This is a genomic window from Streptomyces sp. bgisy027 (assembly GCF_057710365.1).
The window spans coordinates 299,947-326,606 of sequence record NZ_JBYIVZ010000003.1; the positions used below are offsets into that span (position 1 = coordinate 299,947).

Consider the following 26,660-nt stretch of genomic DNA (forward strand, 5'->3'; position numbering starts at 1 on the left):
GCCTATCGGCCCGCACCGACATCCTGGTTGGGCGGTTCCTCACAGTTCACCTCGGCGACGGGCTCTTCGCCAAGCAGTCGCTCCAGGGCCGCCCGGTCCGGCAGGCCGTCCGGGCGTACGACCTCGCCGGTGCGGACGTACAGGAACGCGGCGTCGACGGAGTCCAGGGGTACGCCCTGCTGCTCGGCCCAGGCGAGCCGGTAAAGGGCGAGCTGGAGCGGGTCGGCGGTGCGGGTGCGGTTGGTCTTCCAGTCGACGATCTCGTACGTCGCCTCCTCGCCGTCGCCGGTCCGGTAGACGGCGTCGATGCGGCCCCGTACGACGCGGCCGGCGACCGCGAGCTGGAAGGGGGCCTCGACGCGGTAGGGCGTGCGGTGGGCGTACTCGGTGCGTTCGAAGGCGTCCTTGAGGGACTCCAGGTCGTGCTCGTCGGCGATCTCGGCCTCGGTGCCGGGGAGGTCGTCCGGCTCCAGCATGGGCAGCATCAGCTCTTCGAAGCGGGCTTCGACCCAGGCGTGGAATCGGGTGCCTCGACGTGCGGCGGGTTGCGGGGGGCGCGGCATGGGGCGCGCGAGTTCCTGCGCGAACCCGTCCGGGTCGGCGGCCAGGCGCAGCAGCTGGGACGCGGTCAGTGACGCGGGCAGGGGTACGTCCGTGACGCTCGTGCGGGCGCGTAGGAGCTCGCCGGTGAGGGCGTCGAGGTCACGGTCCCAGGAGGCGAGGGTGCGGGCCTCCTCGGGGGTGAGGGGGGCCGGCCGTGCGGGGTGGGGACGGCCGGCGGGCTCCGCGGGTTGCGTCTGGTGCGGGATGGCAGGGGTGGGGCGGTCGGTGGTCCAGGAGTCCCAGTCCTCGGGGTCCTCGGGCTCCTCGTCGTGCGGGTCGTCTGCGAACGCCTCGTCGTCGTCCGGTGGCGGGGGCCAGTCCGGGTCGTCGTATGCGTCTGGGTCGTGGGTCGCGGCGGGGTGGCCGTCCTCGTGGGACGCCAGGTTCTCCAGGTGGGCCAGGACCGTCTCGGCGGCCGCGCGGCGGCGGGTCAGGGCGGCCGTGTCGAGGGGCAGGGGCCACAGCTGGTCGGCGATCTCCCAGTGCAGGGCCGGGTTCTCCTCGTCCTCGGCCGGTTCGTCCGCCCATGCCTCGATCTCGCCGTGGCCGGCGGTGCAGTGGTCGTACAGCGCCTGCAGGAAGTCGGAGGGGCCGCGTGGCTTCTTCTGGGTGGGGCCCCACCAGTGGCCGGAGCCGAGGAGCAGGGAGCGGGGGCGGGTGAAGGTGACGTAGCCGAGGCGGAGCTCCTCGGTGTGCTGGTGGTCCTTCATGGCCTCCTGGAAGGCCTTCAGGCCGCGGGAGTCAAAGGAGGCGACGTCGGGGAGGGTGTCGGTGTCGCCGCGCAGTTCGTGCGGGAGCACCTTGGCCTGGGCGGTCCACTTCTCGCGGCCCTGGGTGCTGGGGAAGGTGCCGGTGACCAGGCCGGGGACGGCGACGACGTCCCATTCCAGGCCCTTGGACCTGTGCGCGGTGAGGACCTTGACGGTGTTCTCGCCGCCGGGGAGGGCGTTGTCGAGGCCCTTCTCGTACTGGGCGGCGGTGCGCAGGAAGCCGAGGAAGGCGAGCAGACTCGCCTGGTTGTCGCCTGCCGCGAAGGAGGCGGCGATGTCGAGGAAGTTGGACAGGGTCTCGCGGCGGCGGGCGGCCAGCGCGTGCGGGGACGCCGACAGCTCGACCTCCAGGCCGGTGACGGCCAGGACGCGGTGCAGGACGTCCATGAGCGGGTCGGACAGGGAGCGGCGCAGGTCGCGCAGTTCGGTGGCGAGGCGGGCGAACCGCACGCGCGCGTCCGGTGAGAAGGGCAGCCCGTCGTCGTCCCCGTCGCCGTCCAGCGGCGTCTCCAGGAATGTGTCGAGGGCGTCCGCGAGCGAGATGACCTCGGCGGGGTCGACCCCCTCGACGGCCTCGGCGAGCCGGCGGTCGGGGTTGTCGTCGCCCTCCACGCGTGCGTGTGACACGAGCGTGCGCGCCCTGCGCCCCAGCAGAGCGAGGTCGCGGGGGCCGATGCGCCAGCGGGGGCCGCTGAGCAGGCGGACCAGGGAGGCGTTGGCGCCCGGGTCCTGGAGGACCTCGCAGACGGCGACCAGGTCGGCGATCTCGGGCAGGTGGAGCAGCCCGGACAGGCCGACCACCTCGACGGGGACGTCGCGGGCGACGAGCGCGCCCTGGATCTCCGCGAAGTCGGTCGCCGTGCGGCACAGGACGGCGATCTCGCCGGGTGCCTTGCCGGTGTTCACGAGGTGGGCGACGGAGTCGGCGATCCAGTCGATCTCCTCGGCGTGGGTGGGCAGCAGGGCGCAGCGGACGATGCCGTCGCGTTCGGCGCCGGGTGCCGGGCGCAGGGCCTCCACGCCCGCGTGCATGGCGCGCAGGGGCTCCGCGAGGCCGTTGGCGAGATCGAGGAGGCGGCCGCCGCTGCGGCGGTTCTCGCTGAGAGCCTGGCGGGTTGCGGGCCGGCCGTCGGCGTGGGCGAAGTGCTCGGGGAAGTCGTCGAGGTTGGCGACGGAGGCGCCGCGCCAGCCGTAGATCGCCTGGCAGGGGTCGCCGACGGCCGTCACGGGATGGCCGGTTCCGTCGCCGAACAGGCCCGCCAGGAGGACGCGTTGGGCGACGGAGGTGTCCTGGTACTCGTCCAGGAGGACCACGCGGAACTCGTCGCGCAGGATGCGGCCCACTTCGGGGATGGCGGCGAGCTGTGCCGACAGGGCGATCTGGTCGCCGAAGTCGAGCAGGTCGCGTTCGCGTTTGGCGGCGCGGTAGCGGACCACGAGGTCGGCGAGTTCACGGCGTGCCGCCGCCGCTTCGGGGACCTTGCGCAGGTCGGCGTTGGTGAGCTTGGCGGACTGGAGGGTGAGCAGCAGTTCGGCGTCGTGTGCGCGCAGCCTCTCGGGCCGTACGAGGTGCTCGGCGAGTTCCGCGTCGAGGTTGAGGAGGTCGCTGACGAGGTCGGCGAAGGAGCGGGTGAGGGCCGGGTAGGGTCCGGGGGCCTCACGCAGCACGCGCGCGGCGAGCTGGTAGCGGGTGGCGTCGGCGAGCAGCCGGGAGGTCGGTTCGAGGCCGATGCGCAGGCCGTGGTCGGTCAGCAGGCGGCCGGCGAAGGCGTGGTAGGTGGAGATCACCGGCTCGCCGGGCGGGTTGTCGGGGTCGATGACGTCCGGGTCGGTGACGCCTGCCCTGACGAGTGCCTTGCGGACGCGCTCGGCGAGTTCACCGGCGGCCTTGTTGGTGAAGGTCAGGCCGAGGACCTGTTCGGGGGCGACCTGGCCGGTGCCGACCAGCCACACCACGCGGGCCGCCATCACCGTCGTCTTGCCCGACCCGGCTCCGGCCACGATCACCTGCGGGGCGGGCGGCGCGGTGATGCAGGCCGTCTGCTCCGGGGTGAACGGGATGCCGAGGAGCTCCTTGAGCTGCTCGGGATCGGTGATACGGGCGGACACTCCAGGAAGGCTAGCGGCGGGCACTGACAGTGGATGCCGGACCGCCTCTCGGGCCGGAAGAAGCACTGGTCAGCACGGGGGGTGTGATCGGTCACTCCGGATGCTGACGATGCCTCACTCCACTACGTGCCGCCCCTCGGGCCGGGCGCTGCACGACGCCCGGAACACGCAGTGTGTGCAGTGTTGTCCTGTGCTGGGTGCGAACCGTTCGTCGAGGACCTTGCCCGCAGCGGTGGCCAGCAGGTCGCCGACCCACTCCCCTTCCGGGCCGTCCAGGGGCTGCTGTCCCTGCACCTTGGGCAGGGTCTCGCCGCCGTCGCGCTTGGCGGCTCCCTGGCGCAGCTGGACGAGCTCGGCGCCGCCCGGCTCCGGGCGCACGCCGTCGAAGGCGTCGTCGACGGCGCCCTCGCGGACTGCGAGCTGGTAGACGGCGAGTTGCGGGTGCCGGGCCACCTCGGCCGCACTGGGGGCCTGCTTGCCGGTCTTGAAGTCGACCACGTAGGCGCGTCCTTCGCCGTCGGCCTCGACGCGGTCCATCTGGCCGCGGATGCGCACCTCGAAGTCCCCGGCCTCCAGGGTCACGTCGAAGTCGTGCTCGCTCGCCACCGGGGTGCGTCCCGCGCGGTCCATCACGTGCCACTCCAGGAAGCGTTCGAGCGCCACGCGCGCGTTGCCCTTCTCCTGGGCCGACTTCCACGGCGCGTCGAAGGCCAGCGCGTTCCACACGGAGTCGAGACGCTCCATGAGGACGTCGAGGTCGGCCGGGGTGTGTCCGGAGGCGACCTCGTCGGCGAGCACGTGCACGACGTTGCCGAAGCCCTGGGCGGCGGTGGCGGGCGCGTCGGCCTTCACCTCGCGGCCCAGGAACCACTGCAGGGCGCAGGTGTTGGCGAGCTGGTCGAGGGCGCTGCCCGAGAGCACGACGGGCTGGTCCCGGTTGCGCAGCGGCACCTTGGACTCGGTCGGCTCGAACATGCCCCACCAGCGGTACGGGTGGGCGGCGGGGACCAGGGGGCGGCCGTCCTCGTCGGCGAGTGCCGCCAGCCGGGCCAGCCGGCGCGCGGCGGCCTCCCTGAGGGCGTCGGAGGCGCGCGGGTCGACGGTCGTCGCCCTCAGTTCGGCGACGAGCGCGGCGACGGCCAGCGGCCGCCGGGGGCGGCCCGTGACGTCCCTCGGTTCCACGCCGAGTTCGGTCAGGAAGCGGGAGGGCTGATCGCCGTCGTCGACCGCACCCTTCACCGCGGTGACGACCAGGCGTTCACGCGCGCGTGTGGCGGCGACGTAGAACAGGCGGCGCTCCTCCGCGAGCAGCGCCCCCGGGGTGAGCGGCTCGGCGAGTCCGTCGCGGCCGATGCGGTCGGCCTCCAGGAGGGAGCCGCGGCGGCGCAGGTCCGGCCACAGGCCCTCCTGGACGCCCGCGACGACGACCAGGCGCCATTCGAGGCCCTTGGAGCGGTGCGCGGTCATCAGGCGTACGGCGTCGGGGCGTACGGCGCGCCGCGTCAGGGTGTCCGCGGCGATGTCCTCGGCGTCGATCTCCTCCAGGAAGTTCAGGGCACCGCGGCCGCCGGTGCGCTCCTCCGCGCGGGCCGCTGTCGCGAACAGCGCGCACATGGCGTCCAGGTCACGGTCGGCGTTGCGGCCGGCGGCGCCGCCGCGGCGGGCGGTGCGCTCCAGTCGGGCGGGCCACGGGGTGCCCTCCCACAGGTCCCACAGCGCCTCCTCGGCCGTACCGCCGCCCGCGAGGCGTTCACGGGCCTTGCGGAGCAGCGCGCCGAGTCGCTGGGCGCCACGCGCGTACGTGGGGTCGTGCACCGCCAGCCGCTCCGGCTCGGCCAGCGCCCGTGCGAGCAGGTCGTCCGAGGGCGGCGGCAGGGCGTTGCCCGCGGCCCGCTCCTCCTCGCGCAGGGCACGGCCGAGGCGGCGGAGGTCGGCGGCGTCCATGCCGGCGAGGGGGGAGGCGAGGAGGGTGAGGGCGGTCTCGGTGTCGAGCCAGCAGGTGTCCGACGCCGCCTCTTCGGGAGCCTGCGCCGCGGAGCCGCCCGTGTCCGCCGCCTCGTCGGCATGCGCCCCTGATCCGCCCGCGTCGACGACCTCGCCGGCCCGCGCCACAGAGCCACCCGCGCCGACCACCTCGCCAGCCCGCGCCACAGAGCCGCCCTCGCCGGCCCGCGCCACAGAGCCACCCGCGTCGACCGCCTCGCCGGCCCGCGTCACAGAGGCGGTGTCCCCCTCACCGTCGGAGGCCGCATCCGTCGCGGCATCAGCATCGTCGTCGCCATCGCCGCGCGGGGCCGCCTCCGCCGTGGCCACCGCCCGCAACGCCGTCAACAGCGGCGCCACCGCGGGCTCGTGCCGCAACGGCAGGTCGTCGCCGTCGATGTCCAGGGGCACCCCGGCTGCGGCGAGCGCCCGGCGCACCGTCGGGATGGTGCGCGAACCCGCACGCACCAGTACGGCCATCTCGCCCCATGGCACGCCGTCCTCCAGGTGGGCGCGGCGCAGGATGTCGGCGATGTTGTCCAGCTCGGTGCCGGGCGTCGGGTAGGTGAAGACCTCGACGCGGCCGCCCTCGCGGACCGGGGTGAGTTCGCGGTGCGCGCGCACTTTCTCCGCCGGGAGGCGGGTCAGCGGCATGCGCTGGGTCAGCAGCCGGGTCGCGGCCAGCAGGCCGGCGCCGGAGCGGCGGGAGGTGCGCAGGACCTCGACCGGCGCGGGGCGGCCGTCCGCGCGCGGGAAGGCGTGCGGGAAGTCCAGGATGCCGTTCACGTCGGCGCCGCGGAACGTGTAGATCGACTGGTCGGGGTCGCCGAACGCGACCAGGGTGCGGCCGTCCCCGGCGAGCGCGTGCAGCAGCCGTACCTGCGCCGGATCGGTGTCCTGGTACTCGTCGACGTACACGGCGTCGTACTGCGCGGCCAGTCGTGCCGAGTTCTCGGGGCGGCGGGCGAGGAGGACCGCGCGGTGGACCAGTTCGGCGTAGTCGAGCACGCCCTGCAGGTCGAGCACGTCGAGGTACTCGGCGAGGAAGGCGGCCGCGGCGCGCCAGTCGGGGCGGCCGATGCGGCGGGCGAAGGCGTCCAGGGCGTCGGGCGCGAGGCCCAGCTCGCGGCTGCGGGCGAGGACCGCGCGGACCTCGTCGGCGAAGCCACGGGTGGTCAGGCAGGCGCGCAGGTCGTCCGGCCAGCGCACATGGGCGAGTCCGAGCCGCTCCAGGTCCGGCTGGCCCGCGAGCAGCCCGCGTACGGTCACGTCCTGCTCGGGGCCGGACAGCAGCCGCAGTGGCTCGGTGAACAGGTCGCTGTCCTGGTGGGCGCGGACGAGGGCGTAGCAGAACGAGTGGAAGGTGGTCGCCTGCGGTGCGCCGGCCGCCCCTATGCGCAGCGCCATGCGGTCGCGCAGTTCGACGGCGGCCTTGCGGCTGAACGTCAACACCAGGATGCGTTCGGGGTCCCCGCCACGGGCGATGCGTGCCGCCACGGACTCGACGAGCGTGGTGGTCTTGCCGGTGCCCGGACCTGCGAGGACGAGCATCGGGCCGGTGCCACGGTCAACCACGGCGCGCTGAGCGGCGTCAAGACGAGGGGGAGCCACGCGGACCGCAGGGGTACGTACCAGCCGGTAAGCGCCACGGGTCCCCTGTCGCACCTGGGGGTGCGACAGGCGCCTGGTGGAGAAAGAGGAGCTCACGTGGTTCGCCGGTCCTGGTGGGAGTGCAGGTTGTCACTGGCGGCGCGAAGCGCCGTCGTCGGGGGCTGGTGGTCGGGTGCCGGGTGGGCCGCCCCGCGCGTGTGCAGGGCGGTGGCCGCGGGGTGAGGGGGACACGCGCAGCCGACGCTACGCCGCGGGATGGTGCGGAAGCAGGGCTTCCGATTCATCCCTCGGGCCTCTCGCCTCACGTGCGTCCCTCGCCTCACGAACGTACGTCATGTCACGGGCGTGCCCTGTTTCCCCCTTACGGATCACGGGTCACACGGCGGGCGCCGCGATGTCGGAAGCTGTCAGGTGTGACCCTGTGCGCGTTCGCCGCCGTCCCACCGCGCCCGCTTCATGTCCAGGCGCGGCAGGTGGCCCTCGGCGGCTCTGCTCGCCTCCTTGAGCGGCGTGCCCTCCGCGCGGTACTGCTCCAGGGCTCTGAGCTCGTGGCCGGGCAGCAGGACGCCGTCCGAGCGGACCACGCGCCACCACGGCACGGCTCCTCCGTAGAGGGCCATCACCCGGCCGACCTGCCGGGGGCCGCCCTCTTCCAGCCATTCGGCGACGTCTCCGTACGTCATGACGCGCCCCGGCGGGATCAGCTCGCTGACCTCAAGGACCCGCTCGGCGTACTCCGGCAGCTCACCGGCGTGCTCCGGGCCGGCACCGGTGTACTCCGGACGGGCGTCGCCTTGGGCCGGGCGGGCGTCGTCGGGAAGGCTCTCCTCGCTCATCCGCCCCATCCTGCCCCACGGCACCGACAATGTGACTCGCTCGCCACTGTGCGTATCCCTCGCCCTGCGGCGGCGCTTCGGGCAGACTGTGCGCCCCCGCATTTGCACCCTGATGCCCCCGTGTGTCGGTGGGGCATGCCACCATCGTGCGGGCGGTGACTGGTGATACGAGACCAAGAAGAGACGATGAAGCAGCAGGGTGTGCACCCGGAGGATGCGGAGAGCACCTCTGACGCTTCGTCGCGCCCTGGCACCCCGAACGCCGGCAAGAAGGACACCGCCGACAGCGACGACGACAAGAAGCACGAGGCAGGCAAGGGCACCGACCCGAGCGGCGCCGGCCGCAAGGCCGTCGAGGGGAAGGCCGCCCACGGCCCGGAACTCGACGAGGTGCACGCCGACGAGGTCGAGGGCGACGAACCGCTGCTCCCCGCGCGCGTGCACCGTCCGTCGGACCTGATGCGGCTCCTGTTGGGCGTGCTCGGCATCGCTTTGCTCCTCGCGATCGCGGCGTTCGCACACGGCACGACCTCGGGACTCGAACAGGACATCAACAAGGGCACCGGACAGGCGCCCGACGTCTTCAGCAAGATGGCCGGGCTGGTCTCCAGCATCGCGATCCTGCTGGTCCCGGTCGCCTTCGCGATCGAGCGGCTGATCAAGCGGGACGGCCTGCGCATCGCCGACGGCGTCCTCGCCGCGGTCCTCGCCCACGGTGTGACACTCGCCACCGATCTGTGGGTCGCGCGCGCCGCCCCGGACTCCATCCGGGACGCCCTCACCCAGCCCTCGCCCGGCGACGTCGGCTCCCTCACCGACCCGGTGCACGGTTATCTCGCCCCGGTCATCGCGTACATGACGGCCGTGGGCATGTCCCGCAGACCCCGCTGGCGTGCGGTACTGTGGGCGGTCCTGGTCCTGTACGCCTTCTCCATGCTGGTCACCGGCTACACCACGCCGTTCTCGATCCTGCTGACGCTGCTGATCGGCTGGACCGTCGCCTACGGCACGCTGTACGCGGTCGGCTCGCCCAACGTCCGCCCCACCGGCCGGACGCTGATGGCGGGCCTCAGGCATGTCGGCTTCCGCCCGGTGAGCGCGGCCCGCGAGGAGATCTCCGACTCCCAGGAGACCGGCGACCGCGGGCGGCGCTACTTCGTCACCCTGGAGGACGGCCCGCCGCTGGACGTGACGGTCGTCGACCGGGAGCAGCAGGCCCAGGGCTTCTTCTATCGCGCGTGGCGCAATCTGACGCTGCGCGGCTTCGCCACCCGCAGCAGCCTCCAGTCGCTGCGCCAGGCCCTGGAGCAGGAGGCCCTGCTCGCCTACGCGGCCATCGCGGCCGGCGCGAACGCACCCAAGTTGATCGCCACCTCCGAGCTCGGCCCGGACGCCGTGATGCTGGTCTACGAGCACACCGGCGGGCACACCCTGGACTCGCTGCCGGACGAGGAGATCACCGACAGCCTGCTGCACGGCACCTGGCGTCAGGTCAAGGCGTTGCAGTCGCGGCGGATCGCGCATCGCAGGCTCGTCGGCGACGCGATTCTGGTGGATCGTTCCGGCAAAGTGATCATCACAGATCTGCGGATCGGTGAGATCGCGGCCAACACTCTGCTGCTGCGGATGGACATCTCCCAGCTGCTGGTCACGCTCGGCCTGCGCGTCGGCGCCGAGCGCGCGGTGTCCTCGGCGGTGAGCGTGCTCGGCCCCGACGCCGTGGCCGACTGCCTGCCGATGCTCCAGCCCATCGCGCTGAGCCGCTCCACGCGCGCGACGCTGCGCCGGCTCGCCCGCGAGCGCGCCCAGCGCGAGCGCGAGGCAGTGCTGGAAGCGTCCCGGCAGGCCAAGCACGTCCGTAGCGAGGAGGCCGCGGGCGACAGCGGGGCCGTACTCGACAAGCCGGACGCGAAGTTCGACAAGCCGGACAAGAAGACCGTGCGGGCGCAGGCGCGGGCCGAGAAGCGGGCCATCGACGACGCGGTGGAGGAGGCGCGCGAGGAGGATCTCCTCACGCAGATCCGGCACGAGGTGCTGCGCATCAGGCCGCAGGCGCCGGTCGAGCCGGCCCGCCTGGAGCGGGTGCGCCCGCGCACGCTGATCAGCGTCATCGCCGGTGCCATCGGCGCGTACTTCCTGCTGACGCAGCTCACGCACATCGAGTTCGGCCCGCTCGTGGCCAACGCGCAGTGGGGCTGGGTGGCCGCGGCCGTGCTGTTCTCGGCGGCCAGCTACTTCGCGGCGGCCATGGCGCTGCTGGGGTTCGTGCCCGAGCGGGTGCCGTTCCGGCGGACCGTGGCGGCGCAGGTCGCCGGGTCGTTCGTGAAGATCGTCGCGCCGGCCGCGGTGGGTGGCGTCGCCCTGAACACGCGCTTCCTCCAGCGCGCGGGAGTGCGGCCGGGGCTCGCGGTGGCGAGTGTCGGCGCCTCGCAGTTGTTCGGGCTCGGCTGCCACATCCTGATGCTGCTTGCCTTCGGCTATCTGACCGGCACCGAGAAGACGCCGTCGCTGTCGCCGTCCCGGACCGTCATCGCGGGTCTGCTGACGGTGGCGGTGCTGGTGCTCGTGGTCACCTCGGTGCCGTTCCTGCGGAAGTTCGTCGTCACGCGCGTGAGGTCGCTGTTCGCGGGCGTCGTGCCGCGCATGCTCGACGTGCTCCAGCGGCCGCAGAAGCTGGTCACCGGCATCGGCGGCATGCTGCTGCTGACGGCCTGCTTCGTGATGTGCCTGGACGCGTCGATCCGGGCGTTCGGCAGCGACGGCACCTCGCTCAGCATCGCCAGCGTCGCGGTCGTCTTCCTCGCGGGCAACGCGCTCGGCTCGGCCGCCCCGACCCCGGGCGGTGTGGGCGCGGTGGAGGCGACCCTGACCGTCGGTCTCATCGCCGTGGGCCTGCCCAGCGAGGTCGCCGCACCCGCGGTGCTGCTGTTCCGTCTGCTGACCCTGTGGCTGCCGGTCCTGCCGGGCTGGCTGGCCTTCAACCACCTGAGCAGCAAGGGCGCGCTGTAGCGCGAGGGGGCGCGCGGACGGGTCCGCGCAGGCCGGGCAGCGGCAGCGGCAGCGGCAGCGGGAGACGCCCTGGGGGCTTGCCGTACGAGGACCCGGGCGCCGTACGTTGGTGAAAGTTCGGAAGGTGAGGCGCCGCCGTACCTCGTACGGCCCGTGCCCCGAGCGCCCCACCACGTACGACCTCAGGATGGGACCATGCCGAAGCCTCCCCGGATGCGCGCCGCTGCTCTGACCGCCACCGCTCTGCTGCTCTCCTCCCTGCTGGCCGGTTGCAGCGACGACGATTCCGGGAACGACGAGGACCTGACGGCTCAGGAGCTGAACTGGAAGGCCTGCCCGGCCCCCGACCAGGCACAGGGCGGCGGAGGCAGCCCGTCCCCGCTGCCGGGCGACGGCACCTGGGAGTGCGCCACGATGAAGGCGCCCCGCGACTGGGACGAGCCCGAGGGCGACACGATCGGCATCGACCTGATCCGGGTGAAGGCCAGCGGCGCGGAGAACCGGCGCATCGGCTCGCTGATCTTCAACTTCGGCGGCCCCGGCGGCTCCGGAGTCACCACGCTGCCCGCCTTCGGCGACCTGTACGAGAAGCTGCGCACCCGCTACGACCTGGTGAGCTTCGACCCGCGCGGGGTCGGCCGCAGCGCGCCGGTGCTGTGCGAGGACGACCAGCAGCTCGACGCCTACTTCCAGCAGGACGCCACACCGGACAACGCCGCCGAGCGGACCGAACTGGTGGACAGCACCAAGAATTTCAACGCGGCCTGCGAGAAGAACTCCGGGGAGATGCTGCCGCACGTGGCCACCACCGACGCGGCGCGCGACATGGACCTGATGCGCCAGGTCCTCGGCGACGACAAACTGCACTACTTCGGCATCTCCTACGGCACCGAACTCGGCGGCGTCTACGCCCACCTGTTCCCCGAGAAGGTGGGCCGCGCGGTCTTCGACGCGGTGGTCGACCCGACGCAGAACGCCGAGCAGGGGTCGCTCGGACAGGCCGAGGGATTCCAGCTCGCGCTCGACAACTTCGCCGCGGACTGCACCTCCCAGGTCGAGGACTGCCCGATCGGGGACACCGCCCAGGATGTGAAGGACCGCATCGCGAAGCTGCTGAAGGACCTCGACAGCGAGCCGATCGAGGGGATCTTCCCGCGCCAGCTGACCCAGTCCGCCGCGACCAACGGCATCCTGCAGGCGCTGTACTCGAAGGACTTCTGGCCCTATCTCACCCAGGGGCTCGAGGAGGCGTACGACGGCAACGGCATGACCCTGATGCTGCTGTCCGACTCGCTGAACGGGCGCAGCGACAACGGCGAGTACAGCAACATCACCGCCGCCAACATCTCGATCAACTGCGCCGACGACAAACCCCGGTACACCCCCGAGTACGTGGAGAGGAAGCTGCCAGAGTTCCGGTCCGCCTCGAACCTGTTCGGCGACTCCCTCGCCTGGTCCATGCTCAGCTGCACCGACTGGGCTGTGGAAGGCGCAGCCGAGCATCCCGACGTCAGCGCGCCCGGTTCGGCGCCTATCCTCGTCGTGGGCAACACGGGCGACCCGGCAACGCCCTACGAGGGCGCGCAGAAGATGGCCCAGGCCCTCGGCAAGGGCGTCGGTGTCGAGCTGACGTACCGGGGGCAGGGACACGGCGCCTACGACAGCAAGAACAAGTGCGTGCAGGACGCGGTGAACGGCTATCTGCTGGACGGGAGGGTCCCGAAGGCCGGCACGGTGTGTTCCTGAGACCGGCCCGCCGAGCCCCGACCTGTACGACAGCAAGCCCCAACCCGGACGACGGCGAGCCGCAACTCTCACGAATCCGCAGGTCAAAGAGTTATCCACAGGCTGCGACGGCCAGATCGTGATCCGCCTACTATGGCCTGACCGCCATCCGCGGCACAACGCGGACGGCCTGCGAGGGGGGAAGCGACATGACGCGTTTCGTACGGTGGGCGGCCGTGGCAGCCGCCTCCGCGCTCTTGGCGACGGGGTGCAGCGGCAGCTCGTCCGACGGCGCGCAGACCGGTGACAGGACGAGCGACGCGGATGCATCGGCGCCCTCCACCGGCTCGTCCGCAACCGCGTTGCCGTCCTCCCTGACCTCACAGAAGCTCGACTGGGGCGACTGCAAGGCGACCGGGGACTCCCCCGCGCCCGGCGACGAGTGGCGGTGCGCGACGCTCAAAACACCGCTGGACTGGGCGAAGCCGGAGGGCAGGATGATCGACCTCGCGCTGATCCGCACCAAGGCCACGGGCGACGACCGCATCGGTTCGCTCCTGTTCAACTTCGGCGGCCCCGGCAGCTCGGGGATCTCCACGATGCCGTGGTACGCCACCAACGCCTCCGAACTGGGCGAGCGGTACGACCTGGTGAGCTTCGACCCGCGCGGGGTCGGCGCCAGCGAGGGCGTGCGCTGCCGCAGCGACAAGGAGATCCAGGCCTCCGAATCGGTGGACATCACACCGGACACCCCGGCCGAGGAGACCGCTTACTTCCAGGACGCCGCCGCCTTCGGCAAGGGCTGTCAGAAGGCCGAGGGGCAGCTGATGGCACATGTGTCGACCACCGACACCGCCCGCGACATGGACCTGATCCGTCAGGTCCTCGGCGACAGGAAGATGCACTACTTCGGCATCTCCTACGGCACCGAACTGGGCGGCGTCTACGCCCACTTGTTCCCCTCCACCGTCGGGCGGATGATCCTGGACGCCGTCGTCGACCCCAGTGCGGACTCGGAGGGGCACACCGAGAACCAGGCCAGGGGCTTCCAGCGCGCGCTGAACAACTACCTGAAGTCCACCGGCCAGGGCGCCGAGGCCGGCACCCAGAAGATCGTGGACCTGCTGAAGCGGATCGACGCCGACCCGATGCCGACGTCCTCCGACCGCAAGCTCACGGAGTCGCTCGCACTCACCGGCATCATCAGGCCGCTGTACAGCGAGGCGAGCTGGCCGACCCTGACCAGCGCCCTGAAGGCGGCCGAGCGGGGCGACGGCTCGGAACTGCTGGCGCTCGGCGACGACTACAACGACCGCGACGCGTCGGGGCACTACGGCACGGGGACCCACTCGCAACGGGTCATATCGTGCCTGGACGACAAGCAGCGGCCGACGCTCGAGGAGACGAAGAAGCTGCTGCCTCGGTTCGAGAAGGTCTCGCCGGTGTTCGGTCCCATGCTCGGCTGGGACACGGGCGGCTGGTGCCACGACTGGCCGGTGGCCGGGCAGTACGACACCCCGGAGGTCAGCGCCCCGGGTGCGGCTCCGATCCTGCTGGTCGGCAACACGGGCGACCCGGCGACGCCCTACGAGGGCACCCGCAGGATGGCCGACGAACTCGGCGAGGGCGTCGGTGTGACGCTCACCTGGAAGGGCGAGGGCCACTCCGCGTACGGCAAGGGCAGCAACTGCGTCGACTCGACGGTGAACGCGTATCTGCTCCAGGGGACGGTGCCGAAGGACGGCAAGGTCTGCTCATGACGACGGCGGGGGCTTCGAGCACCCATGGTGCGCGAAGCCCCCGCCGCTGGAGCAGGGCTCGCCCTATGAGCGAGGCCGTCCGCTCAGTAGACCGGCTTGTCCGGCTCGATCTGGTTGACCCAGCCGATCACGCCGCCGCCCACGTGGACGGCGTCGGCGAAGCCCGCGGACTTCAGGACCGCGAGGACTTCCGCACTGCGGACACCCGTCTTGCAGTGCAAGACGATCTTCTTGTCCTGCGGGAGGCTCTCCAGGGCGGTGCCCATGAGGAACTCGTTCTTCGGGATCAGTCGGGCGCCGGGGATCGAGACGATCTCGTACTCGTTGATCTCGCGGACGTCGATGATGTCGATGTTCTCGCCGTCGTCGATCCACTCCTTGAGCTGCTTCGGAGTGATCGTCGAGCCGGCGGCGGCCTCCTGGGCCTCCTCGGAGACGACGCCGCAGAAGGCCTCGTAGTCGATGAGCTCGGTGACGGTCGGGTTCTCGCCGCAGACGGCGCAGTTCGGGTCCTTGCGGACCTTGACCTGGCGGTACTGCATCTCCAGGGCGTCGTAGATCATCAGGCGGCCGACCAGCGGCTCACCGATGCCCGCGAGCAGCTTGATGGCCTCGTTGACCTGGATGGAGCCGATGGACGCGCACAGCACGCCCAGCACGCCGCCCTCGGCGCAGGAGGGGACCATGCCCGGCGGCGGGGGCTCCGGGTACAGGCAGCGGTAGCAGGGGCCGTGCTCGGACCAGAAGACCGAGGCCTGGCCGTCGAAGCGGTAGATCGAGCCCCATACGTACGGCTTGTTCAGCAGCACGCAGGCGTCGTTGACCAGGTAACGGGTCGCGAAGTTGTCCGTGCCGTCGACGATCAGGTCGTACTGGCTGAAGATGTCCATCACGTTGTCGGCTTCGAGCCGCTCTTCGTGGAGGATCACGTTCACGTACGGGTTGATGCCCTTGACGCTGTCGCGGGCGGACTCGGCCTTGGAGCGGCCGATGTCGGACTGGCTGTGGATGATCTGGCGCTGGAGGTTCGACTCGTCGACCTCGTCGAACTCCACGATGCCGAGCGTGCCGACGCCCGCGGCGGCCAGGTACATCAGCGCCGGCGAGCCCAGACCGCCGGCGCCCACACAGAGCACCTTGGCGTTCTTGAGCCGCTTCTGCCCGTCCATCCCGACATCGGGGATGATCAGGTGGCGGGAGTACCTGCGAACCTCGTCTACGGTGAGCTCGGGGGCCGGCTCGACCAGGGGTGGCAGCGACACGGGGACTCCGTTGGTCGGTCGATCACTACGATTGTTCTCCTGGTAACAGTGCCATGGCCTTTTTCATTCCGAGACACCTGTTCCGATCCGCGAGACGATTTCGTCCCAGTAGCCGGGCATGGTCTCCCAGGGGTCGGTGCGCCCGCCGCGGTCCGTGTGGTCGGTGAACCAGATCGTCGCCGCCCCCTGCCAGCGTGCGATGCGCAGTGCCTCGTCGAGGTGGCCGAGGGGCACTCCGTGGACGAAATGGCAGAAATGGTCGGGGGGATAGTCCGCCGTCCACTCCGCGACCTGCGACCAGCGGTAGTCGCGCCACGGGCCGGAGAAGGTGACGAGCTGGTCGGCGCACTCGGCGTAGCCGGGGTGGGGGTGGGTGCCGTGACCCAGGACTATGTGGGCCTTGTCACGCAGCGCGCGCAGGGTGGTGATGGTGCGCAGGACCTCGGGCAGTGCGGTGCCGTCGGTCGGGCAGCGGTCCAGCAGGAAGCCGTCGACGCGGTACCAGTCCAGGTAGCGGTGCGCCTTGGAGATCACTTCGCCGAAGACGCGGGCGCCGTGGGTGGTGCCGAGGTGGATCCGGTCGAGGTGGGCGGTGTCGAGGTTGCCGAGGACACGGATCCCCGCGTTGCGGAGCCGGCCGGCGGCTTCGAGGCAGTGCGGGTCGGGGCGGGCGCCGGGGCCGTCGGCGACGTTGAGGACGACCCAGTCCAAGGGGGTGCCGGGGCGGGCGAGTTCGGTCCATTCGGTGGGGGCGAGGAGGGGGTGGGCATAGCCCGGCACGCCGAGACCGGTACGCAGACCGGTGCTCGGCGTGGTCCGTTTCATGCGGGTCAGATACGGCATGCCGCCTCCATCCAGATGTCGCCCAGGGACTCTTCGAGGTTGATCCGGGGGCGCCAGCCGAGCCGGTCGCGTGCGGTGCGTACGTCGGCCTGCTGCCAGCTGCCGCAGCCGTCCGGGTAGGCGACGGGGGCGGCGTGGGCCGCGTGCGTCGAGTGGACCGCGTGTGCGCTGTGCGCGGACGCGTGGGCCGCATGGGTCGCATGGTCCGGGTCGGACCGCGGGTGGCCGATGGTCGGACGCAACGGGCCGGGCGGGCCGTCGAGTTCGTGGAGGGCACCGCCGTAGCCGGCCACGCGGGCGAGGATCGCGGCGGCGTCGCGCAGCCGGACGGCACGGCCGGAGCCGATGTTGATGACGCCCTGCGCGGCGGAGAGCGAGGCGGCGTGCACGGCGCGGGCCACGTCGCGGACGTCGACGAAGTCGCGTTGGGCGCCGAGGCCGGTGAGTTTGAGCTCGCCGTCGCCCGACTGCATCGCGCGGCGCATGGCCTCGGCGAGGCGGCCGAGGGGGGAACCGGCGGGGGTGCCGGGGCCCGCGGGTGAGAAGACGCGCAGGACGACGGCGTCCAGGCCGGAGCCCAGGACCAGTTCGGTGGCGGCGAGTTTGCTGACGCCGTACGGGCCGCCGGGGCGGGGGACGGCGTCCTCGGCCGTGGAGGAGCCGGGCTGGCTCGGGCCGTACTCGGCGCCGCAGCCGATCTGGACGAGGCGGGCGCCGCAGCCGCTGCGGCGCAGGGCCTCGCAGACGGTGGCGACGGCGACGGTGTTGTGGCGGGTGAGCTCGCGGGCACCGCCCCTCGTGGCACCGGCGCAGTTGATGACGACGCCGGGGTGGACCGCGTCAAGGAAGCGGGTGAGGGCGCCGGGGCTGCCGGACGCGAGGTCGAAACGGACGTCGGCGTCGTCGCCGCGGCCCAGCGCGGTGAGTTGAACCGCGGGGTCGGCGAGGAGGCGGTCGGCCACGAAGCGGCCCAGATAGCCGTTGGCTCCGATCAGCAGAACTCTCATCGCGCGGCTCCCGGGGCCGAGGGGAGGTCGGATCGGGAGGTGATCATTTGGGGGTCTCCTTCGAGGACTTCGGGCAGGAGGGTTACAGCGGTTCCGTGGGGGGCTGTGCCGGCGGTGACACGCGCGGATCGGTGGGGGTATGCGTGTCGTGGCCTGCGGGGGTGCCGGGCGATTGGGGCCGCGCCGGTGGTGTTCGTACTCGGTCCGGTGGTGGGTCGAGCTGCGCCAGGAGTGTCCGAGTTCGGTCCGATACCGCCTCGGGGCCGCCGAACGCGCCGAGCGGGTCGGGCCGCGCCGGGGGCGTCCGTGCCGGGGCCGGTAGCGGGTCGGGCCGCGCCGGGGATGGACGAGCCGGGGCCCATGGCGGATCGGGCCGCGCCGAGGGTGGACGAGCCGGGGCCCATGGCGGATCGGGCCGCGCCGAGGGTGGACGAGCCGGGGCCCATGGCGGATCGGGCCGCGCCGAGGGTGGACGAGCCGGGGCCCATGGCGGATCGGGGCCGCCGGACGTGCGGCGGTGCGGGGGCGGGCCGCCGTGGGGGGACACTCCCCGGCGTTTCGGCTTCCCGCCGTACACGGGTGCGGCGGGTCGTCATAGGGCGGTGGGGGGTCAGCATGCGTCGTCCGCCCTCGTGTGCGCGGACGCCCTGGTCAGGGTGCGCATCGCGTGCACCAGAAGTGTCAGTGCTCCTGCCCCGCAGGCCATCGTGGGGATGGCGGCCGGGCCCCAAACGTCGAAGAGCGTCTGTACGGGGGTTCCCAGCCAGTCGCAGCCGGGAAGGCGGGCGGCGAAGACGGTCGCCAGGGCGGTCGCCTCGGCCGAGGCCGCCGCGGTGAGGACCAGGGCGGGGGCGTGGGTGAAGCCGTGGGTGGTCAGCAGGCGGGACAGGAACAGGAGGGCGCCCAGCGTGAGGGTCTGGGCGTAGGCGGCGGGCTCGTCGAGAGCCGTGGCTGTCAGCGCGAGCAGAGCAGTCAGGGCGCCGAGGTAGAGGGCGAGTGTGGCCAGGAGCAGGGGCTTTGCCGAGGTGGCGAAGTCCTTCAGGGCACGGCTGGCCGAGAGTTTGTGGCGGGCCCGCACGGCGAGGAGGTGAGCGCACCAGGCCGCCGGTGCGCACGAGAGGGCGAGGGCCAGGACAGGGGCGACGGCGAGGGGCCAGGGGCCGTCTGGCGTACCGGCGGGGAGGTGGTCGGGGCCGCCTGCGACGGCTGCCTGGAGGAGTCCGTCGCCGAGGAGGGCGTAGCCGAGGAGCCAGCAGGTCCGAGTGGCCGTGGGGCCGGCGGCGTGCTCGCCGGCCAGGGGGCCTCGGGCGACGGCCGCGCGCAGGGCGAGCACCACGGCGAGGACTCCCACCGAGGCCGCGATCAGGCGGTTCTGGCCCTGGGTGAGGTGGATGGCGGTCACGGCCGCTGCGCAGAGGGCGCCGGGGAGGAGGGTGAGGACCGTCCAGTCAGCTCGTGCGCGGGGGGTGGTGAGGGGCTGCGCGCCCTGGGAACGTTCCGCGTCGTGCGACGTCCGGGCGTACATCTCCTCCGCCAAGGAGAAGACGTCCCGGTGCAGGAAGCGGGCGGCCGTGCGGTCGGTGACGCCGTGGGCTTCGAGGCCGGCGGCGATATCCAGGGAGTCCACCGCACGTTCGCACAGCTCGCGGTGGCGGTGCATCAGGGCCTTGACCGGGTCGGCACCGCCTCTGCGGTTGGGGCGGGCAGCGACCGCCGTTTCCTCTACGGACGTTGCGGGGGAAGCGCCGGTCGCCACGTCATGCCGTACGTCCGTCCCCGCCCCGAGCCACTCCTCCGAACGCTCGTCCCAGGCCCCGGGACTGGTCGGAGCGGCGGGCCGGTCGAGCCCACCCGGGCCACTCGAGAGGCGGTCACCGCCACCCAGGCCGCTGGCCGCGCGCCCGCGCTCACCCGGACTACTCACCACGGCTCCGGCATCACCGAGACCACTCACCACGCCCCCGGCACCGCCAAGACCACTCACCACGCCCCCGGCATCACCGCCGAGACCGCTCATCACATCCCCGGCACCACCAGCCCCGTCCGCCACGCGCCACCCCTCCCCCCGCCCGCTCATCGCGCCCCCTCCGGCGCAGGCATGGCCGTGGCGCGTACGGGCGTGCCCGGAGGGCGGGGTGGGACGTTGCGGGGCGTCGGGCGTGCGGGGCGTTCGGTCCAGCGGCCGGGGACGTGGGCCTCGGCCGGGACGGCGAAGGGCAGGGGTTCGCCCGTGTCGTCGAGGACGACGCGGCGGACCGGTGTCCGCGAGACGATCTCCAGGTAAATGCTGTTAAATGCCGCGACGTTCTGCTCGACGGTGAACAGTTCGAGCGCACGCGCGCGTGCGGCTGCGCCCAGGCGTTCACGGCGCTCGGGATCCCGCAACAACGCCACGCACGCCTCCGCGAGCGCCCGCGGATTGCGCGGCGGTACGACGAGCCCGGTGCCGCCGATGACCTCGACCACCGCGCCGACGTCCGTGGACACCGTCGCGCGACCGCAGAACATGGCCTCGACCAGGCCAATCGGGAAGCCCTCGACGACGCTGGACAGGACGGCCACCGCGCCGGAGGCGTACGCGCCGGCCAGGTTCGGGATGTCCGGGGCCCCGATCTCCTCGAAGGAGACGGGGTTGTCGCCGACCCGGTGCGGGCCCTCCGCCTCGTCGGGGAAGAGCTGCGCGGCCAGCGCCCGGCAGTGGCCGAGGTAGGCGGCGCCCTCGGGGCCGGCCGGGGAGCCGACGATCCGCAGCCGGGTCTTCGGCTCCTCCTTGCGCACCTCGGCGAAGGCGTGCAGCAACGACACCAGGTCCTTGGCGGGTTCGACCCGGCCGACCCAGACCAGCGAGTCCGGGTCCGCGCACGCCGCGCTCTCGCCGACCTCGGCGAAGCGGCCGGCGTCCATGCCCGGGTACACCGTGCGGAGCTTGGCGCGGTCGGCACCGCACCGCTCCTGCCAGCGGCGGGCGTGACCGTTGCCCGGCGTGACGAGGGCGGCCCGCGCGTAGGTCTCGGCGGCGAGTCCGCCGTGGAATGCGGCGAGCAGCGAGCGCACGGCCGGCGAGGAGTCGGGGGCGGCCAGGTAGTGCGTGCGGAGCCGGACGCCGTACTCGGTCAGCAGCAGCGGGACGCCGCAGAAGTGGTGCGCGAGCAGGGCGGGCAGGGCCGCGGAGCCGCCGGAGGTGGCGTGGCACAGGTCGACGGCGCCCAGGCCGTCGTCCTCGTACCAGTCGAGCGAGAGGGGGCGCAGGGCGCGTTCCAGATGCGCGGCGACGGCCAGCAGATCGGGCACACGCGCCTCGCGCGCCGTCCGCAGGGCACCCCGGGACCGGCAGACGCGCTCCAGGGCGCGTACGGCCGCCTCGGAGCGGAGCGCTCCCACGAGGCCGCCCTCGTCGCGGGCGAGTTCGGCGAGGCCGTACAGCGCGCTGCCGAAACGGTCCGCCTCAGTGGTCGACGCGTCCTCGGAGGCATCACCGGCGTCCGCGCCGCCCCCGGCGCAGAGCACGGCCGCCAACTCGCCGTAGTGCGCGGCGAACCGGCGGCGCGCCCGACGGCCGTACACCACTCCGTCGTCCTCAGCGGACCACATCGGCGCGGTGCGCACCCGGCTGACCTGGGCCGGCAGCGGGACCCAGCCCTCGTCCTCCTGGCGCTCGCTGCGGCTGAGCGCGTAGATGTCGAACTCGTGCCGGTCGAGCCCGCGCACGAGCCGGTCGCACCAGAGTCTGGCGTCACCGCTCGCATAGGGATAGCCGCCCTCCGCAATCAGTCCGATGCGCACGAGTACACCCCCGATCTCCCATAAGGGGAGCCGCCGTTCCCGTGACGGCTCGCAGCGGGACGAACGTATGCGGACAAGGCGGTGGCGCGACGGACGGTTGTCCATCGCGCCACCAAAAGGGGTGAACGGTCGTAACTTTCCCGTGCGGGTCGCGTTCCGTCGCGCTAGAAGATCAAATGCGCACGGATCGTCACACCCGAACCGCCCGAACCGCCCGAGCCGTCTGAACCGCCCGAAGGGTCGCAGCGGTCGGAGCGGTCGCAGCGGTCCGAACGGTCACACCGCGGCCAACTCCCCGTCGCGCGCCACGCCGCTGCGCCGCGATCCGCGGATCGAGTGCCGGTACGGCGGCCAGGAGCTGCTTGGCGCACGGGTCCTGCGGATTGCCGTAGACCTCGTCGGCGGGGCCCTCTTCGACGATCCGCCCGCGCCGCATCACCGCGACCCGGTCGCCGGCCTGGCGCACGACGGCGAGGTCGTGGGCGACGAAGACGAGACGTCTGCCCCGGCGTCGGGCCGTCGGGCCGGCAGGGCGTCGGGCCGTCGGGCCGGCAGGGCGTCGGGCCGTCGGGCCGGCAGGGCGTCGGGGCGTCAGGCCACCAGGCCACCAGGCACCCGTGATCGCAGCACGGGACGAAAAGGTCACGTGAGCACGGGAGGGAGAGAGAGCGCGACGCGAACCCCAGGGGCCAGCGTCAGTGACAGTGAATGTCGGCCACGGAAAGAGCGGTCACACCGATGAGCGCCTACTCGATGGCTGCGCAAGTGGAGGCGTGACGGGACGACATGCGCAGAAAGCAGAAACATGGATGATCTCGCTGCACATACCAATGTGACGTCCGAGGCACCCGTCAACTCCCGGGGTACGCCCAGGCATTGACCCGGCAGTGGATCCCGTCGTGGTCGAGGAACTTGGTCTGCTGCTGCATGACCGGCGCCAGCTCGCCGTCCTTGTCGCAGGTGACGTGACCGAAGCCGAGCCGGTGGCCGACCTCGTGGTTGATCAGCATCTGCCGGTACTCGAGGATGCGGGCGTCACCGTACGTCTTCGAGCCCTGCGCCCACCGGTAGGCATTGATCATGATGCGCTCGGTGGAGGCCGAGTCGCACGAGACGTTGTCCTCGGTGGTGTCGAGTCCTGACTTGGCGCACCAGTCGGCGGTGGTGCCGGGGCTGGCCAGCGTGATCACGAAGTCGGGCTTGCCGGTGTAGATGCGCTCGAAGGTGCGGGCGCCGTTGTGGGCCCAGCTCCGGTCGTCGTTGAGGGTCTTCTGCACGGCCTCGGCGAACAGTTCGCCGTCCAGCCCGAGCCCCTTCTCGACGTCCACGCGATAGGTGAACTTCTGCCCCGTGCCCGGCGCCTTGGCGACTCCCTGTATCGCGTCGAACTTCCCCGGGCCCCTGAGGGTCGCGTCGAGCGGGTAGGTCACGGCCATCTTCTGGCCGTACGTCAGCGGCGCCACGGCCTCGGAGCCGGACTGCGTCGGCCGCCCGTCCCCGCGCGAGGCGGAGTCCCGGGCGTCGCGCGCCTGGTCGGTGGCGGACTGCGACTGCGTGCCGCCGTCGTCCCGCCCCTTCGTGACCTGCCCGGCGACGACGACCGCCAGCACGGTGACGACGGCGGCTGCGGCTACACCGGTGAAGGTCCGCCCCTTGCCGCCCTGTGCCGAGGCGGGCTCGCCGGTCGGCGGAGCGTCGTCGTCGACATCGGCACCGCTCCGGGTGTCCCAGTCGGTGACGGCGGCGTACGCGTCGAAGGCGTGCGCGGTTTCGGCCGTCCGGGGCGCGAAGACGTCGACGTCCTCACCGAAGGCGTCGACGTAGTCCTGCCGGGGCCCTTCGGAGCGGGGCGCCCGCCGGGGGCGCGGGAGGGGTACGCCGGTCGCGGGCGGTGCGCCGACCGCCCCCGGAGTGCCGTACGTGACTCCGGTACGGCCCCTCAACTCGCCCCAGCCACCGCCGGGTTCACGCTGCTCGGGGTGGCTGCCGCGGGCCTGGGGGACGCCGTGGGCGGGCGTGCCGTCCGCGAACCGAGGGATGCCCTGAGCGGGCGTACGGCCGGGGAACCGCGGCACACCCTGGGCCGGGGTCCCGTCGGGGAGCCTGGGGAAGCCGTGCGCGGGCGTACCGTCGGGCAGCCCCGGGAAACCCTGGGCCGGGGTACCGTCCGGCAGCCCCGGGACGCCACGCGCGGGCGTACCGTCAGGCAGCCCCCGGAAACCCTGGGCCGGGGTCCCGTCCGGCAGCCCCGGGAAACCATGCGCGGGCGTGCCGTCCGGGAGTCTCGGGAAACCATGGGCGGGCGTACCGTCGGGGAAGCCCTGTCCGCCGTACGCCGGCATCGGCATCCCCTGTCGTCCGGGAGCCGGTCCGGGGCGGGGCCCGGGAACCCTCCCGGGCCCCGCCCCGGGCCCGGCGCCGGGACTTGCGCCGGGACCCGCGCCGGGTACGGACGGGCCGCGCCGGGCCGCGCCCGGGTCCGGCTGTGCTCCCCGGGAGCCCTGTCGTGCGGTGGTGTCCGCGGCGTCGCGTTTCGCGCCCGACCCACGGCGGCTGTGGCGTCCCACGTCGCGCCTCAGCCTCCCGCGTTCTCGGTCGTGGCCTCGCCGTCACCGGCGACGGCGGCCCGCTCGCGCGGGTTCACGGCCTGCGCCTGCCCCGTCTCCTCCAGGAGTCCGCAAAACGCCCGGGCGACGACCTCCGGGTACTCCATCATCGCCACGTGCCCGGCGTCCGGCAGGGTCAGCAGGCGGGAGTCACGGAAGCTGTGCACGGCCTTGCGGCTCATGCGGTGGCCGACGAGCTGGTCCCTGCCGCCGTAGATGAGCAGCGTCGGCGCCAGCACCCGCTCGGCCTGGCGCCACAGCGCGTGCTGGCCGCCGAGCGTGTAGGCGTTGACCAGTCCGCGCGCGGAACGCGTCATCGCGTCCCAGAAGTACGGCAGCTGCAGACGGCGCTCCATCTCCTCGACCGCGTTGCGGAATCCTTCCGGAGTGGCTCGCCCGGGGTCGCCGTAGCAGAGGTGCATCACGCCGCGGACCCGCTGCTCCGCCGTCCATCCCCGGGTCAGGCGGCTGAAGAGCGCGGTCACTCCGGGCACCGAGAGCAGGGCGGTCGGTACGGCGGTGCGCTGGACGCGGAGCTCCGGCAGCGCGGGCGACACGAGGGTGAGGGTGCGGACGAGGTCGGGACGCACCGCGGCCACGCGGGTGGTGACGGCGCCCCCGAGCGAGTTCCCGAAGAGGTGCACGGGGCCGCGGTCGGAGGCGTCCAGATAGCGGATCACCGCGCGTGCGTGCGCGGTGATCGAGTAGTCGCCGTCGTCGGGTGGTGGTGAGTCGCCGAAGCCCGGCAGGTCGACGGCCTCGCAGTCGACCTCGCCGTCGAGCTGCCGCATCAGCGCCGACCAGTTCTGGGAGGAACCGCCGAGTCCGTGGACGTAGAGCGCGGGCGCCAGCCCCTCGCGCGCGGGCGGTCTCGACCGCACCGTCAGCGTGATCCCAGGCAGTCCGACCGATCGCAGCCGCTCGCCCTCCGCGACCCGGACGGTCGCCACCTTGGGGAGCACGCTTGCGGCCGGCGCGGACGGGAGCTCGGTCGAAGACATGCGGCAATGTTACGAGACGATCACGCAGTGGTTCATGTGTTCGCCGTCACAAGTCGTCACGTACATGGCATTCACAGGAGCGGGAAACCGGCTGCCCCCGGCGCAGATCCCCGCGCGGATCGCATGGCGCCCGAAACCGGTGTCTCCTAGGCTCGTACGCAGGGCACCCGGATGTGGACCCCTGCTTCACCCAGGGACGCCGTCCCCCCGGGGACGTTCTAGGAAGGGAGCCCGCCATGGCCGTCGATCCGACCGACCCCGACACGTTCGTGGACGAGGACACCGACGAGTCCGAGGAGTTCGACGTCGAGGCCCCCTCGGCCGACGCCGCCGAGCAGCACGCCGACGTCCGGAGCGACCGCGACGACACACTGACCGGCGCGGACCGGGACCGGGCGAACGAGGCCGATCTGATCGAGCAGGCGCGGGTCGTCTCCATCGACGAGGACGACTACCGGTGACAGGGAGCCGATCACCGGTGACAGGGAGCCGATCACCGACGACAGAGAACGACCGCGGGTGACACCGAACGACCAGCCGTGAGAGTGCCGCTGAGCAGGAGAGAGGCCGATTGTTGCCCGCTCTGCCCGGGTTTCAAACTTTGTGCGCGACTTTCGCCACCGTCCGGTCCGTGAAATTCTGCGCTCGCACCGCGCACACCAGGGTTACCGAAAAGTACGATGGCGGCGCGGCGCACACCGCATGTGGACGACATTGGGAGGCGGCGTGACAGCCATCGAGCAGACAGAGGCGGCACGCCCGCGGGGCACGCGCCTGCCGCGCCGTGCCCGACGGAACCAGCTGTTGGGCGCCGCCCAGGAGGTCTTCGTCGCGCAGGGCTACCACGCCGCCGCGATGGACGACATCGCCGAGCGCGCCGGCGTCAGCAAGCCGGTGCTCTACCAGCACTTCCCGGGCAAACTCGACCTCTATCTCGCACTGCTGGACCAGCACTGCGAGTCCCTGATCCAGGCCGTTCGCAACGCCCTCGCGTCGACGACCGACAACAAGCAGCGCGTGCGGGCGACCATGGACGCGTACTTCGCGTACGTCGAGGACGACGGCGGCGCCTTCCGTCTGGTCTTCGAGTCGGACCTGACCAACGAGCCCGCCGTGCGCGAGCGCGTCGACAAGGTCACGAACGAGTGCGCCGAAGCGATCTGCGATGTCATCGCCGAGGACACCGGTCTCTCGCGCGCCGAGTCGATGCTGCTGGCCTCCGGCCTCGGCGGCCTCGCGCAGGTCGTGGCCCGCTCCTGGCTGCACAGCGACCGCAGCGTCCCGCGCGACCAGGCGGTGCAGCTGCTGACGTCCCTCGCATGGCGCGGCATCGCGGGCTTCCCGCTGCACGGCATCGAGCACCACTGACGCACGCCCGCCCCCCGGGCACGTTTGTTCCCGCCTCCTGTTCGCTGTTGGCGTTCTTGGTCGGAGCGTCTACGTCCCCTCACCGGGCTAATGTGTGCTGGGTACGGCGCGGAAGGTCGCGCACTTCACTGACCGTCGGAGGGACATAGCCGTGGAGGTCAAGATCGGCGTGCAGCACGCGCCCCGCGAGATCGTTCTGGAGAGCGGTCAGAGTGCCGAAGAGGTCGAGCGGGCGGTGTCCGAGGCGCTGGCCGGGAAGACGCAGCTGCTCAGCCTCGTGGATGAGCACGGCCGCAAGGTCCTCGTCCCGGCCGACCGCCTCGCCTATGTGGAGCTCGGCGAGCCGGCTCCGCGCAAGGTGGGCTTCGGGGCACCCTGAAAAAG

The 26,660-nt window shown here is 72.4% G+C and carries 16 protein-coding genes and 2 pseudogenes; 6 read left to right on the plus strand and 12 right to left on the minus strand.

All coding sequences use genetic code 11. The annotated features are described in order from the left end of the window. Positions 1-2: 2 nt before the first annotated feature. The 3 genes from AC3ETA_RS05095 to AC3ETA_RS05105 form a co-directional block, all read right to left on the minus strand. Complete coding sequence (locus AC3ETA_RS05095; protein WP_432191589.1) at positions 3-3,482, minus strand: ATP-dependent helicase; 3,480 nt, start codon at positions 3,480-3,482, stop codon at positions 3-5. A 114-nt stretch (positions 3,483-3,596) separates the two neighbouring features. Then, positions 3,597-7,172: an ATP-dependent helicase gene (locus tag AC3ETA_RS05100; RefSeq protein WP_432191590.1), complete on the minus strand. Its 3,576-nt coding sequence runs from the start codon at positions 7,170-7,172 to the stop codon at positions 3,597-3,599. Between the two features lie 311 nt (positions 7,173-7,483). Beyond that, positions 7,484-7,912, minus strand: a complete 429-nt coding sequence (locus tag AC3ETA_RS05105) for an MGMT family protein (RefSeq protein ID WP_432191591.1) — start codon at positions 7,910-7,912, stop codon at positions 7,484-7,486. Between the two features lie 186 nt (positions 7,913-8,098). On the opposite strand from AC3ETA_RS05105, the gene AC3ETA_RS05110 reads away from it, so the two are divergent. The 3 genes from AC3ETA_RS05110 (at position 8,099) to AC3ETA_RS05120 (ending at position 14,406) form a co-directional block, all read left to right on the plus strand. Then, positions 8,099-10,921, plus strand: coding sequence for a lysylphosphatidylglycerol synthase transmembrane domain-containing protein (locus tag AC3ETA_RS05110; RefSeq protein ID WP_432191592.1), 2,823 nt, complete (start codon positions 8,099-8,101; stop codon positions 10,919-10,921). Positions 10,922-11,116: 195 nt separating this feature from the next. Further along, entirely contained in the window at positions 11,117-12,667 is a 1,551-nt protein-coding gene (locus AC3ETA_RS05115; protein ID WP_432191593.1) for an alpha/beta fold hydrolase, read from the plus strand. 188 nt (positions 12,668-12,855) lie between these two features. Further along, positions 12,856-14,406 carry an alpha/beta hydrolase gene (locus tag AC3ETA_RS05120; RefSeq protein WP_432191594.1) on the plus strand — a complete coding sequence of 517 codons (1,551 nt, stop codon included), beginning with the start codon at positions 12,856-12,858 and terminating at the stop codon, positions 14,404-14,406. A gap of 83 nt (positions 14,407-14,489) precedes the next feature. On the opposite strand, the gene moeZ is transcribed toward AC3ETA_RS05120, so the two are convergent. The 9 genes and pseudogenes from moeZ to AC3ETA_RS05165 form a co-directional block, all read right to left on the minus strand. Then, the gene (gene moeZ / locus AC3ETA_RS05125) at positions 14,490-15,668 is read right to left on the minus strand and encodes an adenylyltransferase/sulfurtransferase MoeZ (RefSeq protein ID WP_107903077.1); all 1,179 of its coding nucleotides are present in this window, start codon (positions 15,666-15,668) and stop codon (positions 14,490-14,492) included. A gap of 63 nt (positions 15,669-15,731) precedes the next feature. Beyond that, positions 15,732-16,511 carry a spherulation-specific family 4 protein gene (locus AC3ETA_RS05130; RefSeq protein WP_432191595.1) on the minus strand — a complete coding sequence of 260 codons (780 nt, stop codon included), beginning with the start codon at positions 16,509-16,511 and terminating at the stop codon, positions 15,732-15,734. Beyond that, on the minus strand, positions 16,499-17,518 hold the full coding sequence (locus tag AC3ETA_RS05135; RefSeq protein ID WP_093747213.1) for an SDR family oxidoreductase: 1,020 nt from the start codon (positions 17,516-17,518) through the stop codon (positions 16,499-16,501). Before AC3ETA_RS05135 ends, AC3ETA_RS05130 begins: the two co-directional genes overlap by 13 nt. Before the next feature lie 610 nt (positions 17,519-18,128). Then, positions 18,129-19,442, minus strand: coding sequence for a hypothetical protein (locus AC3ETA_RS05140; RefSeq protein WP_432191596.1), 1,314 nt, complete (start codon positions 19,440-19,442; stop codon positions 18,129-18,131). A 149-nt stretch (positions 19,443-19,591) separates the two neighbouring features. Continuing rightward, complete coding sequence (locus AC3ETA_RS05145) at positions 19,592-21,301, minus strand: DUF3492 domain-containing protein (protein ID WP_432191597.1); 1,710 nt, start codon at positions 21,299-21,301, stop codon at positions 19,592-19,594. A gap of 295 nt (positions 21,302-21,596) precedes the next feature. Beyond that, positions 21,597-21,806 (minus strand): annotated as a pseudogene (locus tag AC3ETA_RS05150) (ABC transporter ATP-binding protein); the annotation flags it as partial. A gap of 190 nt (positions 21,807-21,996) precedes the next feature. After that, a pseudogene (locus AC3ETA_RS05155) lies at positions 21,997-22,047 on the minus strand (Ms4533A family Cys-rich leader peptide); the annotation flags it as partial. A 105-nt stretch (positions 22,048-22,152) separates the two neighbouring features. Continuing rightward, positions 22,153-23,643, minus strand: a complete 1,491-nt coding sequence (locus tag AC3ETA_RS05160; RefSeq protein ID WP_432191598.1) for a DUF3152 domain-containing protein — start codon at positions 23,641-23,643, stop codon at positions 22,153-22,155. Positions 23,644-23,876: 233 nt separating this feature from the next. Further along, the gene (locus AC3ETA_RS05165; protein WP_432191599.1) at positions 23,877-24,908 is read right to left on the minus strand and encodes an alpha/beta fold hydrolase; all 1,032 of its coding nucleotides are present in this window, start codon (positions 24,906-24,908) and stop codon (positions 23,877-23,879) included. Positions 24,909-25,144: 236 nt separating this feature from the next. Between AC3ETA_RS05165 and AC3ETA_RS05170 the strand changes: the two genes are divergently transcribed. The 3 genes from AC3ETA_RS05170 to AC3ETA_RS05180 all read left to right on the plus strand — a co-directional run bounded on the left by AC3ETA_RS05170 (position 25,145) and on the right by AC3ETA_RS05180 (position 26,655). Further along, positions 25,145-25,369, plus strand: a complete 225-nt coding sequence (locus AC3ETA_RS05170) for a hypothetical protein (protein WP_432191600.1) — start codon at positions 25,145-25,147, stop codon at positions 25,367-25,369. Positions 25,370-25,634: 265 nt separating this feature from the next. Beyond that, positions 25,635-26,276 carry a TetR/AcrR family transcriptional regulator gene (locus AC3ETA_RS05175; RefSeq protein ID WP_432191601.1) on the plus strand — a complete coding sequence of 214 codons (642 nt, stop codon included), beginning with the start codon at positions 25,635-25,637 and terminating at the stop codon, positions 26,274-26,276. 151 nt (positions 26,277-26,427) lie between these two features. Then, positions 26,428-26,655 (plus strand): DUF3107 domain-containing protein, encoded by a 228-nt coding sequence (locus AC3ETA_RS05180; protein ID WP_432191602.1) that lies wholly within the window; start codon positions 26,428-26,430, stop codon positions 26,653-26,655. The last annotated feature ends 5 nt before the right edge of the window (positions 26,656-26,660 follow it).

Coding starts and splice junctions, on each gene's coding strand:
- AC3ETA_RS05130 (WP_432191595.1), bottom strand. CDS start 16,511: ATGCCGTATCTGACCCGCATGAAACGGACCACGCCGAGCACCGGTCTG.
- AC3ETA_RS05120 (WP_432191594.1), top strand. CDS start 12,856: ATGACGCGTTTCGTACGGTGGGCGGCCGTGGCAGCCGCCTCCGCGCTC.
- AC3ETA_RS05165 (WP_432191599.1), bottom strand. CDS start 24,908: ATGTCTTCGACCGAGCTCCCGTCCGCGCCGGCCGCAAGCGTGCTCCCC.
- AC3ETA_RS05105 (WP_432191591.1), bottom strand. CDS start 7,912: ATGAGCGAGGAGAGCCTTCCCGACGACGCCCGCCCGGCCCAAGGCGAC.
- AC3ETA_RS05160 (WP_432191598.1), bottom strand. CDS start 23,643: ATGCCGGCGTACGGCGGACAGGGCTTCCCCGACGGTACGCCCGCCCAT.
- AC3ETA_RS05110 (WP_432191592.1), top strand. CDS start 8,099: ATGAAGCAGCAGGGTGTGCACCCGGAGGATGCGGAGAGCACCTCTGAC.
- AC3ETA_RS05170 (WP_432191600.1), top strand. CDS start 25,145: ATGGCCGTCGATCCGACCGACCCCGACACGTTCGTGGACGAGGACACC.
- AC3ETA_RS05135 (WP_093747213.1), bottom strand. CDS start 17,518: ATGAGAGTTCTGCTGATCGGAGCCAACGGCTATCTGGGCCGCTTCGTG.
- AC3ETA_RS05115 (WP_432191593.1), top strand. CDS start 11,117: ATGCCGAAGCCTCCCCGGATGCGCGCCGCTGCTCTGACCGCCACCGCT.